Genomic DNA, 16,552 nt, shown 5'->3' on the forward strand with positions numbered 1-16,552 from the left:
CCCTGATGTAACTAAAGATAGCGACGTCAGGGCTAGGACGTGAAGCAGTATAGCGAAGACACGCTATAACACGGTTTAACAACTTGCGAGGAATGGATATGCGTAATCAACATACTTCTGCTGCATCGCAGCAGCTCACACCTTCTACCCACTCCAATGCGATAAAGCTGAGTATCATCGCCTTGGCCTGCGCCGGACTCATTGCTGGCTGTAGCGGTGATGATGGCAGTGATGGTGCGCCAGGAGCCGATGGCGCGCCAGGTAGTGATGGCAACGACGGAGAAGACGGCCGCCCGGCTTTGTCAGCAGGCACCTTCTTACGTGCAAATAATGGCAGCGATAATGCCGGCACCGTTGATGTCACTAATGAATACGGTGAACTGTTATACACGCTAGAAACTACCAACAATCAAGGGCTGGTATACGGCCATCAAGATCAGCTTATTCAAGCCGGGGATGCCGATACTGGCAGTATTAAAACACTGTGCGCAACATCGCTACGGGCGCAAAACAATGGCTTCTCTAGCACTTGGGATCGCGCAATATCTGGCCCCAATAGCACCTTGGTAAACCCCAAGGGGATGACGCTCGCCAGCGCGCACGGGATTTTATTGGTTGCTGACTTTGGCGCTATGCAAATCAGCGCCTTTGGTGCGATGGCCAGTGGTGATAACGCGCCAATTGCCGTAACCGCTACCGATGCCGCTCCTTGGGATCTCGCCTATGACGATATTAATGACCGCCTCTACGCTGCACTCACCAATGGCACTGTCGCGGTGTACGACAATTACATTGCTTCAGGTATGACAGCCACCCCAGCTCGTACGATTGTTCCAAGCGACAGTAACGGCGACGCCATTGGCGTAAATTTACATGGCATCGCCTTCGATGGCAGCCAAAACCGCTTGGTGTTATCTGATGTTGGCAGTGCGCAGAGTCCCGATGATGGCGCGCTGTTTGTCATTGAAGGTGCGGCAATGGCTGACGGCAATACTCCTGTAAGCCGTATGATAGCGGGCCCAAACACCCGCCTAGGTAATCCGGTTGATATTCTCCTAGAGGGCGCTACCTTGCGAGTGGCCGAGAAGTCGAACGATGCGATTTTGGTGTACACCAATATTTTCAATGGTGCCAGCGGTGATATCGCTCCTGATTTTGTGACCATGACCAGCAAACCCGAGTCTCTTGCTCGCAAACAACACACCACGCGCCTTGATGCTTCAGATATTGATAGGCCAGCCACAGTACGTGGCGTTGCGGTGTCATCTAATCCGGGAACTGCTGGGCCGACAACCGGAATGATAGCGCAACTAAATGCGCCGCTGTCGGCTATGAGCATGGGCTTTGATACGCAAGCGACCATTGAAAGCGTGACCTTTGATATTGAGGGTAACGGTTACGCCACTTTCGATAGCAGTGATGGCAGCTCTGGCGGTGTTATCATCGCAAACCGTATTGCCAACACCCGTGATAACGGCATGTTCACCTTGAGTCAGGATCGTATGGTAAGTGGCACCAACACCACGTTAACCTCACCGAAAGGGATCGATATCGCATCAAAGCAAGGGCTCATGTTTGTTGCCGAATTCTCGACTAGTAATCGCGGTATAAAAGTGTTTTCGCGCTGTGCGTCGGGCAATGTGGCGCCGCTGATGACCTTGCTGCCAGCCAACGATGCACGCCCTTGGGATGTTGATTATGATGCCCAAAGCGATCGCGCTTTTGTGGCCTTAACCAATGGCACCATTGCCGTGTTCGATGAAGTCAGCGCTAAGATGTATGGTGGAATGAGCACCTTGGCCGGCGAAGACCGACTTATTGTCCCGGCAATGTCAGGTATGGCTGTGGCGGCGCCCACCAATATTCATGGCATTGACTACGACCCGCTGAGCGATGCCTTAATCGTGACAGATGTGGGCAGCGCCGCCGATGCTACCGACGGTAAAATTTATGTGCTCAATAGCGCGGCCATGGCCTCTGGGCTAACCAACATTGATATTGCTATTAGCGGGCCTAATTCGATGTTAGGAAACCCAGTAGACATTATGTTCAGTGGGCGCGATTTATACCTAGCAGAAAAGTCCAATGGCTTGGTGATGCGCTGGGATAATATCCTTAACCGTGTCAGTGGGGATGTCAGTGCAGATGCCAGCTATGCTTTCGTGGCGCCAGAGTCCATTGCTTTAGTGCTACAAAAATAGCCTTTTCAGCGTCATCGCTGTGTCTCCTGTTGGCCGCATTAGCGGCCTTTTTATTGCTCGAATGCGCGCTAAACCCGTCCATCGCTCGTCGTTGTGCAGCTACCATCATGGTCGTCACACTGGTAGACTGAGGGCGAATATCACCATCAATAAGTGAATAATACGTGTCAAATAAGCTGGTCATTAAGCTTCTTGTTTATAGCGTAGTGCTGGTGGTCGCTATGGTGTTAACCGTGCAGGTGACCGTGCAGCAGCAGGCGCAACGTGCGCACCAGCAAGCAAGGGTGCAAGGGGCGCACCTCAGTGACTATATCGATAGGCAATTTAGCCGCTATCAACGTATTGTCGATTCCTTGAGTCGCAGTAAAGCAGTGCACCAAGCCTTGGATATAAAGCGCGCGGCCAGTCAAGATACCGATCGCTATCTGCACGATATGCAACTGGCCAGTGGCGCCTCTGATGTGTATTTACTCAACACATCAGGCACTGTGGTTGCGACCAGTAATTGGCATTTACCCTACAGCTACAAAGGCAATAACTTTGCTTTTCGCGGCTACTTTCGAGATGCTATGCGCCACCATAGCGCCATTGATTTTGCCCTAGGGCAGCGCTCACGTAAGCGCGGTTTTTACTTTTCTCAAGCTGTCATAGTCGCAGGTGAGGCGGCCGGCGTCATCGTTGTTAAAGTGAATACCAGCCAGTTTGAGGCCGATAAAGCGGCACTCGATAGCGTGCAAGATACGCTGTTTGCATTGGTTGATGAGAACGATGTAGTGTTGATGTCGAACGCTGAACCGTGGCGATTAACCTCGTTGTCGCCAATGACGACGCCGCAGCGCCAGCAGCTAAAGCAGTCGCAGCAATTTCTTGAACGCACCATCGCACCGGCGCCTTGGCAGTGGCAAGGTCAAGCGCAGGTTTACATTGCAAAGCGCAAGCGCACCTTTGTGATTGATGACACCGCTTTGGCGCGTGCACCTTATCAACTATTGACCCTCGTGCCTCGCAATTACCTTAATGAAACCTTGGTGGCGCGCCTTGGTGTCACCCTCATGTGTTTATTGGTCTTGATTGCCTTGGTTGAATATTTATTGGTGAAAGTAGCGGGGTATCGGCAACTGCTTTACAGCGAGCGCTCCCTTGCCGAGCAGGTGAAGCAGCGAAGTCAGGAGTTGGAGCAAGCCCAAGATGCCTTAGTACGCACCGCTAAACTCGCCACTATCGGTCAACTCAGTGCCAGCGTTAACCATGAAATTAATCAGCCGCTCAGTGCCATGAGTGCGTATATTGCCGCCAGTAAACGGCTTATTGCTCGTGGTCAATATGATAAAGCGCTCAGCAACTTACAGCTAATCGAGCAATTAGTTAATCGCGTTCATGCCATTGCGGCGCAACTAAAGTCTTTTAGTCAAAAGCGTGAGCATAAAATGCAAGCAACGTCATTGGCGCAAACCATAGATAACGCTTTGTTGGTTGCAGGGCCACAACTCAAAGAATACGGTGTTGAGGTATGCTACCACCCGCCCAATGTGACGGTGTGGGTTGATCCTTATCAATTCGAGCAGGTGTTGGTGAACCTTTTTGCTAATGCCTGCCAAGCCATGGAAAAACAGGCGGTGAAGCGGTTGCGTATTGAAGCTGATAGTGACGACGAGAATGTGTATTTATCCATTATCGACACCGGCTCGGGGATAGAGCATCATGCGCTAAGCAGCATTTTTGAGCCATTTTACACCACCAAATCCGAGCATGGTCTAGGGCTGGGGTTATCCATTTCTAAGCAAATTATCGAGTCCTTTCAAGGCACGCTTAGCGCTCATAATCACCCCGATGGCGGCGCTGAATTTTTAATTAGTTTGCATCAACAAGAGCCACACATATGAGCAATGCACAGACTATCTACGTTATTGACGATGAACCCAGTATCCGTGACTCCTTAAAGCAATTGTTAGAGCTTGAGGGCTATCAGGTCGTGTGTTTTGACGATGCCAATAAAGCCTTGCATAAGCTTAACCGTAGCTTTGCCGGTGTGGTGCTTAGCGATATTAATATGCCGAAACTGGATGGTTTGGCGTTTTTGCAGCAGGTTAAGCAGTTTGACTCTGAGTTGCCGGTGGTGTTTTTAACTGGCTATGCCGATGTGAGTACCGCAGTAAAGGCGATGCAGCAAGGGGCTTATGATTTATTTGAAAAACCGGTCAATGAACAGCTATTAGATTGTTTGGCACGGGCCTTGGATAAACGCAAACTAGTGCTAGAGAATCGCCAATTAAAACGGCAAATAGAGCATCATTGTGCTCCTGGGGTGCGTATTCTGGGGGAAACCCCACAAATACAGCAGATGATGCAGTTACTTGATGCGATTAGAGACACCCCCGCAGATGTATTAATCGAAGGTGAAACCGGCACCGGGAAGGAGCTCGTCGCGCGTTATTTACACGAACATGGCGATCGCAGCCAAGGCCACTTTGTGGCAATCAACTGTGGCGCAATTCCAGAAGAGCTGATTGAAAGTGAGCTCTTCGGTGCTGCCAGTGGTGCGTATACTGGAGCTAATCAGGCACGCGAAGGCAAGTTCGCTTACGCCAATGGCGGAACGGTTTTTCTCGATGAAATCGAAGCGATGTCAGCAAGCTTACAAGTTAAATTACTGCGTGTGCTCGAAGAGCGCCAAGTCACCCCCGTCGGCTCGAACCAGAGCATTGACCTTGATATGCGGGTGATTGCGGCAACCAAGGTCGATTTGCAAACCTTAGTGGATACTGGACAGTTTCGCGCCGACTTGTTCTTTCGCCTCAATCTTTTAAAAGTGCCGATCCCGGCACTACGGCAAAGAAAAGCCGATATCCCCCTTTTGTATCAGCACTTCTTATCTATCGCCGCCACGCGTTTTCATAAACCCAGTATGGCGTTAACAGAGCCCCTGCGTGCGCAACTGATGCAATACGATTGGCCGGGCAATGTACGTGAGTTGCGCAACCATGCTGAGCGTACGGTATTGCTTGGCGAGCAATTAGCCACTCACTCAATACAAGCGCTTGAATCGCAGCAAGAAGTACTGAGTTTGGCGCAAAAAGTCGCTTACTATGAGCAGTCACTCATTGAAGATGCATTAGCCCAAAGCCAAGGCAGTATCAAACAGACCATGGCACTGTTGCAAATCCCACGTAAAACGCTGTATGACAAAATGGCCAAGTACCAGCTCACCCGAGCAAGTTATACCGAACCTAATTAATGGGTGGAATTGGTGATAAATAAGTAAAAGAATGTGCGGGAATCCACACATGTCACGCCTTATACATGCTTTAAGTTATGATAACTCATTGTTTATATTAGGTTATTAAAATTGGTCAGGTTCTTGAGTGTAGTGTTGCAGACAACAATAGGACAACACTATGATAAGACCAATAACATTATATTCATGCGTGATGCTTGGGGTGGCTGCACATGGCGCTGCGGCCGGCGACTACAGCATTTATGGTAAAGCACAGGTGCAACTTGAGCACACCGATAAAGGGGTGATGCGTTACACCGATAAGGGCACCCATATTGATGCGCCATTCTCGCGCATTGGCGTAAAAGGCAAGCACGATATCAGTGCGCAAGCCCAAGTGGTATATAAATACGAAGTGCAGGTGAAAGGCTTTGAAAGCGACGACACCAGCGAACCATTCAGTGCGCGCAACACCTACTTAGGAGTGCAATCAGCTTATGGCACGGTGCTATTTGGCCGTAATGACAGCCGCTTTAAGTACAGTGAGGGCAAAATTGACCAATTCAATGAGACCCAAAGTGACATAGCGCAAACAATAGGCGGTCAAGACCGTATTGCCGATAGCATTACCTATACCTCGCCAAAGTGGGGGCAATGGCAATGGGCGCTGACTTTTGCGCCGAAAGATGACGCTAAAACCGAAAAGAACGGCGTCGCCGCCTTATTGAGTTATGGCGATCGCGCCCTAAAGCAGACCCCTTACTATTTAGCCCTAAGCTACACCGATGCCCTAGCTGATATTCAAGCGTTGCGCGTCAATGCGGTGTATCAATGGCAACGACTGCAAGGTGGGGTGCTGGTGCAGCGCAGTGAAAATTTAGCCGGTGATAAAGACGGTAATAGTATGCTTGTGAGTTTGCGCTATTATGCAAGTGACGCATGGCAACCCAAATTGCAATATGCGCGTGATACCAGCCAGCTTCGTCACGACAGCGATAGCGAGCAGCTTTCAGCGGGTGTTGACTACGTAGTTGATAAGCAAACATCTTTTTACTTTTTAGCGACTAAACTTGAGCTCAACCAAGTCTCCGATACCAGTACTGCAATTGGACTAAAATATAAATTCTAAGAGGTCTTAGCATGTCAGATTCGAAATTTACTCAACTTCGGGGTCAACTGTTGTTGGCCTTCGGGCCATGCGTCATGTTGTTGACCTGTTTGCTCGACCCACCAGCGGGGATGTCTGTGGCTGCCTGGCGCACTACCGGCTTAACAATTTGGTTGGCATCTTGGTGGGTCAGCGAAGTGGTGCCTATTCCGGCCACCTCGTTGCTGCCTTTGGTGATTGTGCCTTTGGCTGGGATTGCACCGATTAAGGCGGTTGCAGCTCCTTACGCCCATCCTCTTATTTACCTCTTTTTAGGCGGCTTTTTACTGTCAATTGCCATGGAGCGTTGGGGGCTGCATAAACGCATTGCTCTGACTACCTTATTGCTGGCGGGCAGCAAGCCAAGCTTGCAAATCATGGCGATGATGGCGGTGACCGCATTTTTATCAATGTGGATGTCAAACACTGCAACAGCCGTGATGATGCTACCGATAGCTTTATCGGTGGTCCACCTATTAAAGGACAATGGCAGCCAATGTGATAATTTTGCCAAGGCGTTGCTATTGAGTATTGCCTATGGCGCTAGCATTGGTGGTATTGGCACCTTGATAGGCACGCCACCGAATGCCTTGATGGCTGCGTATCTAGCCGACAGTTACAATATCGAAATCGGCTTTGCTACCTGGATGATGATAGGCGTCCCTTTGTCTTTAGTGATGCTGACGTTAACCTGGCTGTGGTTAACGAAAGTGATGTATAAAGTGGATAAAACTGCCAGCCAAGTAGAGACCAAAGGCATGTTTCGCAATCAACTAGCGCAGTTAGGAGCGATGTCTCGGGCCGAGAAAAGTGTCCTCGCGGTCTTTGCCTTAGCGGCGGTGAGTTGGGTGTTGCGCCCTGTGCTCGGTGATGTCACCGGGCTGGCGATATCAGATACCGGTATTGCTATTGCTGCGGCGTTGCTGTTGTTTATGTTACCGGCAGAAAAGCACTCTCAAGAGCGGGTTTTAGACTGGCAAAACGCAGCAAACGTGCCTTGGGGGATTTTGTTGCTCTTTGGTGGCGGCTTGACCTTAGCGGCGCAGATAAAAAGCTCAGGCTTGGCTGATTACATCGCAAATCTGCTTAGTGGGGCCAGTGCTATGCCGTTGGTGATAAGTGTTCTCGTGGTGGCCGCGTTAATTACTTTCTTAACCGAGATCACCAGCAATACGGCGACTGCCGCCGGGTTTTTACCTTTACTTGGGCCGGTGGCAGAGTCGATTACTGGTACGCCCTTAGTGTGGGTGGTGCCCGCTGCCATTGCCGCCAGTTGCGCCTTTATGATGCCGGTGGCCACGCCACCGAACGCGATTGTATTTGGCTCGGGGGAGATAAAAATTACTGATATGATCCGTGCAGGCTTTGCTTTGAACATTATTGCTATTGTACTGATCACGCTGGCAACTCTGGTGATAGCGCCGATGGTGCTTAACTTTTAATGGTTTTCTCAGGCAGCGCGACCATAAATAACGCGCTGCCTGTGATTACGTAGCCAGTTATTTAGCGACCAATAGGGTTAAGCGCTTGTGCAGCTTGGCACTATCGAGTTTGCCATAATAGGCGATAAGGTCAGCTTTGTTATCGCCATTGATATCGGCATGGCTAATCTGTGCTGCGGATTGTGGCAAGGCAATATCTTGACTGCTTTTGCGGGAGAAGCCGCCGTCTTTGTTACCTAAGCGATAAATAAGCTCATCGCTGTCCTCAGAAAGTAGTAAATCAAGAATGCCATCGCCACTAATATCGGCGAGTTTCACCAAGGGTTCGCTGGCGCGGCCTTTGCTGATACTAAAGCCCATTTCGGTTTCATAGTCCATGCTCGGCTGTTCCGGATACTGTCCTTGCGCATTTTGGCGATAGAGCAGCACGTCTTGGTCAATGCTACTTGCTAGCAGCGCAGAGACTACCTGCGAGACCCCTAACTCAAAACTCGATACCATCACTTCTTTGCGACCATCACCATCAATGTCTTGCAGTTCAAGGCCAGTGAGCGTTCCTTCTGCACGCACTGTGGTATCGGCCTGCACACCATAACGAAGCTCGCCATCAGCGGTGTTTTTGCCATAAAATATCTCGTAGTCGTTCTTTCTATCTAGCACACCGGAGCTTTGGGTATAGCGCACCACCATGTCCACTATTGCATCGCCGTTAACGTCTTCAAAGCGTTCCAACTTACGGTAGTTGAGATCGCTTTGGTCCAAAGAGCGGCCATCATCATCGAGTTGATCCCACCAATCGATGGCGTGAATATCCTCGCGAATGGCCACTGTTTGATGGTCAAAATGGCGCTTGGCAGCAGTGTAAATGTGCAGCTGCCCGGAGGTGAGATGAGCAATATCCATGCGCTCATCGTTATTAATATCTAAGGTAAAGGTTTGTGCCGGAGTCACACTCAAGCCATCGCGAGTTAAAACGTTTTGGCCGGTAATAGCCAATTTAGAGAGCTTGTGCGCTTTATCTTGCTGGCTAAACCACACCTGTAACTCATTAAAGTTAGGCAGCATCACATCAGCACTTTCATCGCCATTAAAATCAAATATAAATGGCATGCGGCGCATAAAGTTACTGCGTTGAATTTGGAATACGGAGCTGACTTCGAGATAGGACAATAGCCTTGGCTCTGAAGGGCCTTGTGGATACTGATAACGACCAACATGGTCTTTGGCGAGGAAATACAGAGTCTGTTTGCCCTGTGGGTCGTTGCCAATGTCATAGGCAAAATACTGCTCACCAATGGCAAAGCGGTCCACCTGGGTTAGTGTCCCGTCAACCAACGCCAGAACGGCCACTTGCTGTGCTTTGGCGCTGCTGCGGCCGATAGCGATTATCTCTTTACCCGGATGAGGCGAAATATCGGCGCTAATAGGGGCCTGAGTAATGTTAAAGTCAACATCAAGATGGTGTTCACTAAAAGCGTCAGCCCATACTGGTTTGCTTAGCAAAAGCAGTGCGGCAATGGCACTTTTAATTGGCAAGTGTCTTCCTGTCACGTTAAACCTCATTATTGTTATGTATTGTCACTGGTATTTACCTTGGGGCCAGCGACTCACGCAAGTACAGACCCAAGATGACTTCTTTACAGTGACATAACTTTTAATGCCTCGCCAACATTCAAATGTAAGCAAGTGTATAAACGCTAATTACGGGCAAGCACAGGCGGTGATAAGGTTTTGCATAATAGCCCAATACATAACACGGTAATAAAAGTGAGCGCATTGGCCATTGCTTGCAGAGAATAATCTACACTTGCGTGCAATAACATAAATATAATGGCGGCTATTGCTCCGAATGCGAGCCCCTGATAAAGCCGCGTTCTGCGCTTTTTCATTACTTGTACCGAGACCCATAAGCAACCACCAATCGCCACTGCCAAGGCAATGCTAGCAGGCCAACCAAGCTCAATTAAAAACTGCAGATAGTCATTGTGGGCGTTATCGTAATATCCAGAGTAGGGCCCTTGTTGGACACTTGGAAATACAGTGTAGAAACTCCCCACACCATGGCCTAAAAAAGGGTGTTCGAACAGCAGTGTCCATGCGTCACGAAGCACTTCATCACGGCTTTCGAAAAGCAAAGCGGTGTTACTCAAACGTTCCTTCACTTGGGAAACCCCAAACAGTGCGCCAATAAGAATGAAATCAAGCACGAAAAAACTAAAAATTAACCATTTAAACTGCTTTGAGGGCTTGCGGTAAAAAAACAGGGCTAATAAACAGGCTAAGGCCAAGGCAATGAAAAAGGCAGCATTGCCCATGCGGGAACGGGTCAGGATAAGTGCGATAACCATAACCATTAATGCTAAGCGAATCATTAATTTGGGGCTTAACCATACTTGGATCAGACGTTTAAAGCTGAGAGGATTTTGCCCAGTGCTTAGCTGAGCTATGATGAGCCCAACGCCTAAACTTAAAACCAAACCAAGGTAATTAGCTAAAAAGTTCTGGTAGGTGAAACTACCGAAGGCTTTATCGTTACGCTGCCACTGTAAGACTAGGCTAGGTAAGTCAGGGCTTAACACCAAAATACAGGCATAACTTGCCTGCACCAACCCAGTTATCACCAATAACACGACCAGTGCCCGCAATCGTTGATAGCTAGTGCAGTAAGTGAGCAGCAAAACGGCGTAGAGGGTCAGTGCTACCGTGACCAGCAAAGCATGCCTGGTCGCACCGGGGCTGGCGCTCAGCTTTAGTACATCCTGCATAGCCACTACAAACACACAACTTAGCATGGGGATGATAAGCCAGCGGTGCGTCTTATTTATACTCCATAGCGGTTGTTGAGTCGTCACAGCATAAGCACAATGCAAAGCGCTGACTACAGCGATAGCTAAGCACAATAATGCACTGGCCCAAAGACGAAAGCCCCCTAATACAAAGGGGGCTATAAATAAGATGATGAGTAGCAGCGCAAAGATAGCACGTGAACCATGCGCTTTAAGGCGATTATCCGAGCTTTCGGATGTCTTCAGAGACAGGCTTAACACTGAAGAATCAACGCTTATTGGTTTGACTCAGAAATTCCGCCATCCCCGCCTGAACCACCGAGACCGACGATGGGGGATGGTGCGAAGTTTGGGGCTGTTGCCGGCCCTGCTGCAGTTGCTTGTGACACTAAGGTTGCATCCATATTGTTGGCAATAGCTAACGCGGTCACATTATCAGGGTTCATGCCAGCACTGAGCGCCGCTGCAACGATATTCATGGCCTCATCTGAGGTCACGCCCACGTGGACTAGGGCTCGGGAAAATAGCTCATTGGCTGCGCTGGTATCAGCCCCAACAGCAGTGATAGCAGAATTAACCAAAGCCGCATTTAATGCTGGGTAGCGGCTCATAAGTGCGGTAATTTGTTCACTGAGTGGCTGCCCTTGGTCGATAGCCTCAGTAATAATCGCATCGCTTTTAGCGGTCGCTTCGACAGCGTGCGCATTGCCTATCATCATGGCGCATATCATCCCTATGCACAGCACTAAACCGGTCTTTCTCATGATCTACTCCTTTATCGCTATAATGTTCGTGTTTGAAAGTTGAAGATAGCTTGTTCGGGGCCTTCTTCTAATTGCATCGGCGGCTTTATGTAGTTTCCTTGCAGACCGTCAAACTGCAGCTGCATAGCTTTGTCAAAGCTCACCGCGTTTTCGATATGACAGGCAATTGTTTTTATTCCAATTCCTGTGCAAGTGGTGACAATGGAACGTAACAAAGCAAGTGCATCATCGTTCTGCTGTAAGTCCTTGGTATAGGCCGCATCCACCTTCACGTAATCTATATTGAGGTCACGCAGATACCTAAATGAGGTAAGGCTGGAACCAAAGTGCTCTATACACACTTTAATATTGAATGCTTTCAGTCGCGCCAACACATTCTTGGTCATGGCGATATCGGCCAATAGGGTGGCTTCACCTATTTCTAACACCGTGTTGTGGCGTAAGCACCCGTAATGATGAGCCTGACGACACACCCAAGTAATAAAATCTTCATTGTAAAACGCCTCTTTACTTAGGTTTACTGCAAGGGCTAACTCCGTATGAGTATTACGAAAGTTAATAAAAGCTTGGAATAGCTTTTTCTCTAACTCACACGCCAAGCCGAGGCGCTCAGCCATGGCGAATAGTTGTTGGTTATCAATAGATTTCCCTTGGTCGCTAATGCGCACAAAGGTCTCAAAATAATGAGCTTGCTGCTGTTGTTGTTTGCGAACGGGTTGAAATGAGTAACTAAAATTACCTTGCTCGATAATTCTCACAATGGTCTCTCGCCACTGGCTTTGCGATTGCACTAAATTGTGTGTTTGACACATTGCCGGCTTGTCAGGGCTCGCTGTTGAAATGGCGGTATCCAGTTCACTAAGTATACTGCCCACGGTACTGTAGCTGTTAACGGAGGCGATACTCAGATGTGCAAAGCCCTTCTCATAACGATGGTGTTGCTCTTTTTGAAGGCTGTGGTGCAAGCGCGATAATGTTTCAGCAACAAAGTCGCAAGGGTAGGGCATATGAATAGTGAATGTACCACCGCTAATGCGATAGATATGGTAGTCACCTAGGTGGGCGAGGTAGCGTTTGATGACTTCCAACACCGCGAGCACGTAGGCGTCACCTTGACGGTAATCATGATGTTCATTAATTAATTGCAGGCTAGGCAAGGTGACCATTGCCACGCTGTGGGTATGCTCATCTTGCAGCTGTTCAGTCACTGCGCTAAGTTGGTTATCAAAGGCGCGACGATTCCCCAACCCAGTTAACTCATCACGATACGCTTGGCGGTAGTAGGCATCGCTTTGTTTGGTTAACGCATCAAAGGTACGCTGAATACTTGTCACCATGTCATTCATCGCTTTTGTGACTGAGAACAGCTCTCGAGATTTCGGACTCGCGTTGTTTTGAACAAACTGTTTTTGGCCAATGCGTTGTGCCTGCTGTTCTACTTTGCGCAGTGGCCTGAATACCGAGCGCAGCACCAAATAAGCAAGACTTAGAGCAATCACTAAAATCATTGCTGAGCTGATTGCCGCTTGCTTCACCTGCTGCCAAAGCTCGATGTATGCAGCACCTGGATGCGTGGTAACACTTAAAAAGCCACCCACTTTCCAACCACTATTGAGCTCCTTGGTGTAGGTCGGTGCTGTGAGCTGAAATAGGCGCATAAACCATGATGGCACCCCGTGTATTTCGGGGTTGTGATTGAGGTTAACAAGCGACTTATTTTGATCATCTTTAAGCTCTATCTGAGCATAGTAACCAGAGTCAAAAATAGCTTGAACCATGGTGCGTGCCACCATCATATCGCGCTCATTTAAATAGGGTGAAATAGCCAGACCTAAACTGGTCGCGGTATCACGAGCGTGAGTCGCCATTTGTTGCTGATAAAAGGCTTGGGTTTGTTCGCTACTAAGCTTTAACTTCACTGCAAAAGTGATTATTCCCAGTAACACGATGAGGGCGTAGACTTGAGTTTGTAAACTCATCCTTGGTTTGTTCATTGACTTTTCACTCCTTGTTCGCTGATTCCTGTTCGATCTGCTTAATCAACTCCTCCCAAGCAGACACTCGACTGCCAGTGGCTTGGCCACTGAGGTTTTGCGCTTTAGCCAACCATAATCCTTGGCCATTGAAACTATAAATCGGTTTTAAATCTTCGCGTTCACTGGCTTTGACAATACGATTATCAAAATTATCAAGTACGTAAGGCTCATCATCTTGACCATCAAAATACAGCACTACCATATGTGGTTGATCAAGCGTTAAATGGCGCACATACATTAAGCGTAGCTGCTCATCGGGGATGCCTAAACTAACCAAGGTAAAAAACTTGGCGATGGCGTAATCTTCGCAATCACCGGCACCTTGGATCAGCAGTTGAGCCGGTGTGGCCCAATAGTCACTTTGATGCCACAGCGTTTCGTCACTTTGGTAGGCCACCACTTCATTAAAGAACTGATTGACGCTCTGCAGCTGGCGCCATGCATCTGCATGTTGCTGCATAACAAGCATCTCTAGCCAGTGTTGGGCCCGCCTTGATGCGCTAATGTTCCCTTTATTTTGCACGTACTCAACGAGCTGCTGCGGCTGCAACAATTGTCCGTAGGTCAATGCAGCCGTGCAACTTAAGGCGACTGCGACAGCAAATCTTACTGCTGTTTTGATTCCGGTTACAATTTTGCAGTCCCTTATAAGTTTGCGTTCATTCCCAGAATGATATCACTTAAATGTACAACAGGTACACGCGAAATAAAAACTTAATCTAATTCTTTGGTGCTAGTTATTGAAATCTATTTGTTAACAAGTACAATGTTTAGTACTTATCGACTAGATGTGCAGTGCCAAGGACGGAGTGGGCTCACTGAGTGTTTTGCCACTCACACCGTTTTCAAAGGAAATATATATGAAAGTGCAAAAGGCGGTATTACCGGTCGCTGGTCTCGGAACACGTATGCTCCCAGCGACCAAAGCCATCCCTAAAGAGATGCTCCCATTAGTGGACAAACCCCTTATCCAGCATGTGGTCCGTGAAGCCGTTGAGGCGGGGATCAAGGAAATTGTGCTGGTGACTCATTCCTCAAAAAACTCGGTAGAGAATCACTTTGATACCAGCTTTGAGCTCGAAGCGACGTTGGAAAAACGAGTCAAACGTAGCTTGCTCGAAGAGGTGCGCAGCATTGTGCCAGACGATGTCACTATCATTTCAGTACGCCAAGCCAAGCCGCTAGGATTAGGCCATGCGGTATTAGCAGCGCGTCCGATCGTTGGTGAAAACCCGTTCGCGGTGTTACTGCCTGATGTGATTATTGATGAGTTTGCGTGTAATTTGCGCAGCGAAAACCTTGCGCAGATGATTGCACGTTATGAGCACAGTGAGCATTCGCAAATCATGGTTGAGCCTGTAGCAGCCACAGATGTCGACAAATATGGCATCGTTGACATTGACGGTAAGACTATTCACGCGGGTGACAGCGCTGTTATTCGCGACATGGTAGAGAAACCCTCACAGCAACAAGCGCCAAGCCGTTTGGCGATAACCGGCCGTTATGTGCTCAGTGCGCAAACGTGGGATCTGCTCGAACACACGCCCCCAGGAGCCGGTGGCGAAATCCAATTAACCGATGCCTTACATCAGCTTCGCCAACTTCAAACCGTGGAGGCATTCCATTTGAAGGGTCGCTCTCATGACTGTGGTTCTAAACTCGGATACATGATTGCCAATGTGCACTATGCCATGCGCAGCCAACAGTTTGGCAGCGAATTTCAAGCTGCACTGGAAAGCATGTTAGCTATCGAGCAAGCCAAGCACAGTGCCAGCGCATCGGCATAACACCTGTTAAGCGAATTAAAAAATTAGAGGATTTATATGGCCACTAAGGTACTGAGTGTATTTGGTACACGTCCTGAGGCAATCAAAATGGCGCCGGTAGTGAAAACCTTGGCGAATGACTCTCGCTTTGAAGCGCGCGTGTGTATCACGGCACAACACCGAGAAATGCTCGATCAAGTTATGGCCCTTTTTGCCATTAAAGCCGACTATGATCTCGATATTATGCAAAAAGGGCAGTCACTCAATGATGTGACATGTCGCATTTTGCAGGGCTTAGCTCCTGTGCTTGATGAATTTAAACCCGATATCGTATTAGTGCATGGTGATACCGCCACCACCTTTGCGGCGAGTTTGGCGGCGTTCTATCAGCAAATTCCCGTCGGCCATGTAGAGGCAGGGCTGCGCACCGGGAATTTATATTCGCCGTGGCCTGAGGAGGCGAACCGTAAGCTTACAGGCGCATTGACACAGCTGCACTTTGCGCCAACAGACACTTCAAAGAACAACTTGCTGAAGGAAAATATTGACCCGAGCAACGTGCACGTAACCGGTAATACGGTGATTGATGCGTTGCTGGATGTTGTCGATAAGGTCAATACCAAGCCAAGTCTTAGCGAACAGTTGCAGCAGCAATTGGCTTTGGCCGCAGACGAGAGAGTGATTTTAGTGACCGGGCATCGCCGAGAAAGTTTCGGTGGCGGCTTCGAGCGTATTTGTCAGGCATTGGCGCGCATTGCTAAGCGTTTTCCACAAAGCCGGATTGTTTATCCTATGCACATGAATCCGCAAGTGCGTGAGCCGGTTAATCGTCTGCTCCAAGGCTTGGAAAATATCTCACTTATTGAGCCATTGGATTACCTTCCCTTTGTTTATTTAATGAATCGTGCGCACCTTATTGTAACTGACTCTGGCGGCGTTCAAGAGGAAGCGCCAAGCCTTGGGAAACCTGTATTAGTTATGCGTGATACCACCGAGCGCCCAGAAGCGGTGGCGGCGGGCACAGTCGAGCTGGTAGGCACTGACGAGCAAACCATTTTCACTGCCGTTGAACGTTTAATGACTGATGAGCAGGCCTACCAGCGCATGAGCCGTGCTCATAACCCCTACGGTGATGGTCAAGCCAGTCAACGCATTGCCGATGCCATCGGCGCTCACTTTCATGCCCAATAAGGATA

General features: G+C 48.9%; 12 protein-coding genes. 7 read left to right on the plus strand and 5 right to left on the minus strand.

What is annotated here, in order from left to right; all coding sequences use genetic code 11:
- The first annotated feature begins 98 nt into the window (after positions 1 to 98).
- The 5 genes from MHM94_RS02610 (at position 99) to MHM94_RS02630 (ending at position 8,004) form a co-directional block, all read left to right on the plus strand.
- Entirely contained in the window at positions 99 to 2,201 is a 2,103-nt protein-coding gene (locus MHM94_RS02610) for a collagen-like protein (RefSeq protein WP_235418708.1), read from the plus strand.
- A gap of 164 nt (positions 2,202 to 2,365) precedes the next feature.
- Complete coding sequence (locus tag MHM94_RS02615; protein WP_235418709.1) at positions 2,366 to 4,084, plus strand: ATP-binding protein; 1,719 nt, start codon at positions 2,366 to 2,368, stop codon at positions 4,082 to 4,084.
- A complete protein-coding gene (locus MHM94_RS02620; RefSeq protein WP_235418710.1) occupies positions 4,081 to 5,436 on the plus strand; it encodes a sigma-54 dependent transcriptional regulator in 1,356 nt (451 codons plus the stop codon). The genes MHM94_RS02615 and MHM94_RS02620 overlap by 4 nt, the downstream gene beginning before the upstream one ends.
- A gap of 160 nt (positions 5,437 to 5,596) precedes the next feature.
- Positions 5,597 to 6,544 (plus strand): porin, encoded by a 948-nt coding sequence (locus tag MHM94_RS02625; RefSeq protein ID WP_235418711.1) that lies wholly within the window; start codon positions 5,597 to 5,599, stop codon positions 6,542 to 6,544.
- Positions 6,545 to 6,555: 11 nt separating this feature from the next.
- Entirely contained in the window at positions 6,556 to 8,004 is a 1,449-nt protein-coding gene (locus MHM94_RS02630) for an SLC13 family permease (protein WP_235418712.1), read from the plus strand.
- Positions 8,005 to 8,061: 57 nt separating this feature from the next.
- Here the strand turns inward: MHM94_RS02630 and MHM94_RS18495 are convergent, their stop codons facing one another.
- From MHM94_RS18495 to MHM94_RS02655, 5 genes are all read right to left on the minus strand, one after another.
- Positions 8,062 to 9,555 carry a VCBS repeat-containing protein gene (locus MHM94_RS18495; protein ID WP_235418713.1) on the minus strand — a complete coding sequence of 498 codons (1,494 nt, stop codon included), beginning with the start codon at positions 9,553 to 9,555 and terminating at the stop codon, positions 8,062 to 8,064.
- A gap of 146 nt (positions 9,556 to 9,701) precedes the next feature.
- Positions 9,702 to 11,051 carry an O-antigen ligase family protein gene (locus MHM94_RS02640; RefSeq protein ID WP_235418714.1) on the minus strand — a complete coding sequence of 450 codons (1,350 nt, stop codon included), beginning with the start codon at positions 11,049 to 11,051 and terminating at the stop codon, positions 9,702 to 9,704.
- A gap of 14 nt (positions 11,052 to 11,065) precedes the next feature.
- Positions 11,066 to 11,554, minus strand: a complete 489-nt coding sequence (locus MHM94_RS02645; protein ID WP_235418715.1) for a hypothetical protein — start codon at positions 11,552 to 11,554, stop codon at positions 11,066 to 11,068.
- A gap of 17 nt (positions 11,555 to 11,571) precedes the next feature.
- The gene (locus MHM94_RS02650; RefSeq protein ID WP_235418716.1) at positions 11,572 to 13,548 is read right to left on the minus strand and encodes an EAL domain-containing protein; all 1,977 of its coding nucleotides are present in this window, start codon (positions 13,546 to 13,548) and stop codon (positions 11,572 to 11,574) included.
- Between the two features lie 7 nt (positions 13,549 to 13,555).
- Positions 13,556 to 14,158: a transglutaminase-like cysteine peptidase gene (locus tag MHM94_RS02655; RefSeq protein WP_045978958.1), complete on the minus strand. Its 603-nt coding sequence runs from the start codon at positions 14,156 to 14,158 to the stop codon at positions 13,556 to 13,558.
- A gap of 292 nt (positions 14,159 to 14,450) precedes the next feature.
- On the opposite strand from MHM94_RS02655, the gene galU reads away from it, so the two are divergent.
- Together galU and wecB are read left to right on the plus strand one after the other, a co-directional pair.
- Positions 14,451 to 15,377 carry a UTP--glucose-1-phosphate uridylyltransferase GalU gene (gene galU, locus MHM94_RS02660; protein ID WP_045978959.1) on the plus strand — a complete coding sequence of 309 codons (927 nt, stop codon included), beginning with the start codon at positions 14,451 to 14,453 and terminating at the stop codon, positions 15,375 to 15,377.
- A gap of 36 nt (positions 15,378 to 15,413) precedes the next feature.
- Positions 15,414 to 16,547, plus strand: a complete 1,134-nt coding sequence (wecB, locus tag MHM94_RS02665) for a UDP-N-acetylglucosamine 2-epimerase (non-hydrolyzing) (RefSeq protein ID WP_235418717.1) — start codon at positions 15,414 to 15,416, stop codon at positions 16,545 to 16,547.
- Positions 16,548 to 16,552 lie beyond the last annotated feature (5 nt).

The organism is Pseudoalteromonas sp. CNAT2-18.1, assembly GCF_022347865.1.
Classification (GTDB): Bacteria; Pseudomonadota; Gammaproteobacteria; order Enterobacterales; family Alteromonadaceae; genus Pseudoalteromonas; species Pseudoalteromonas ruthenica.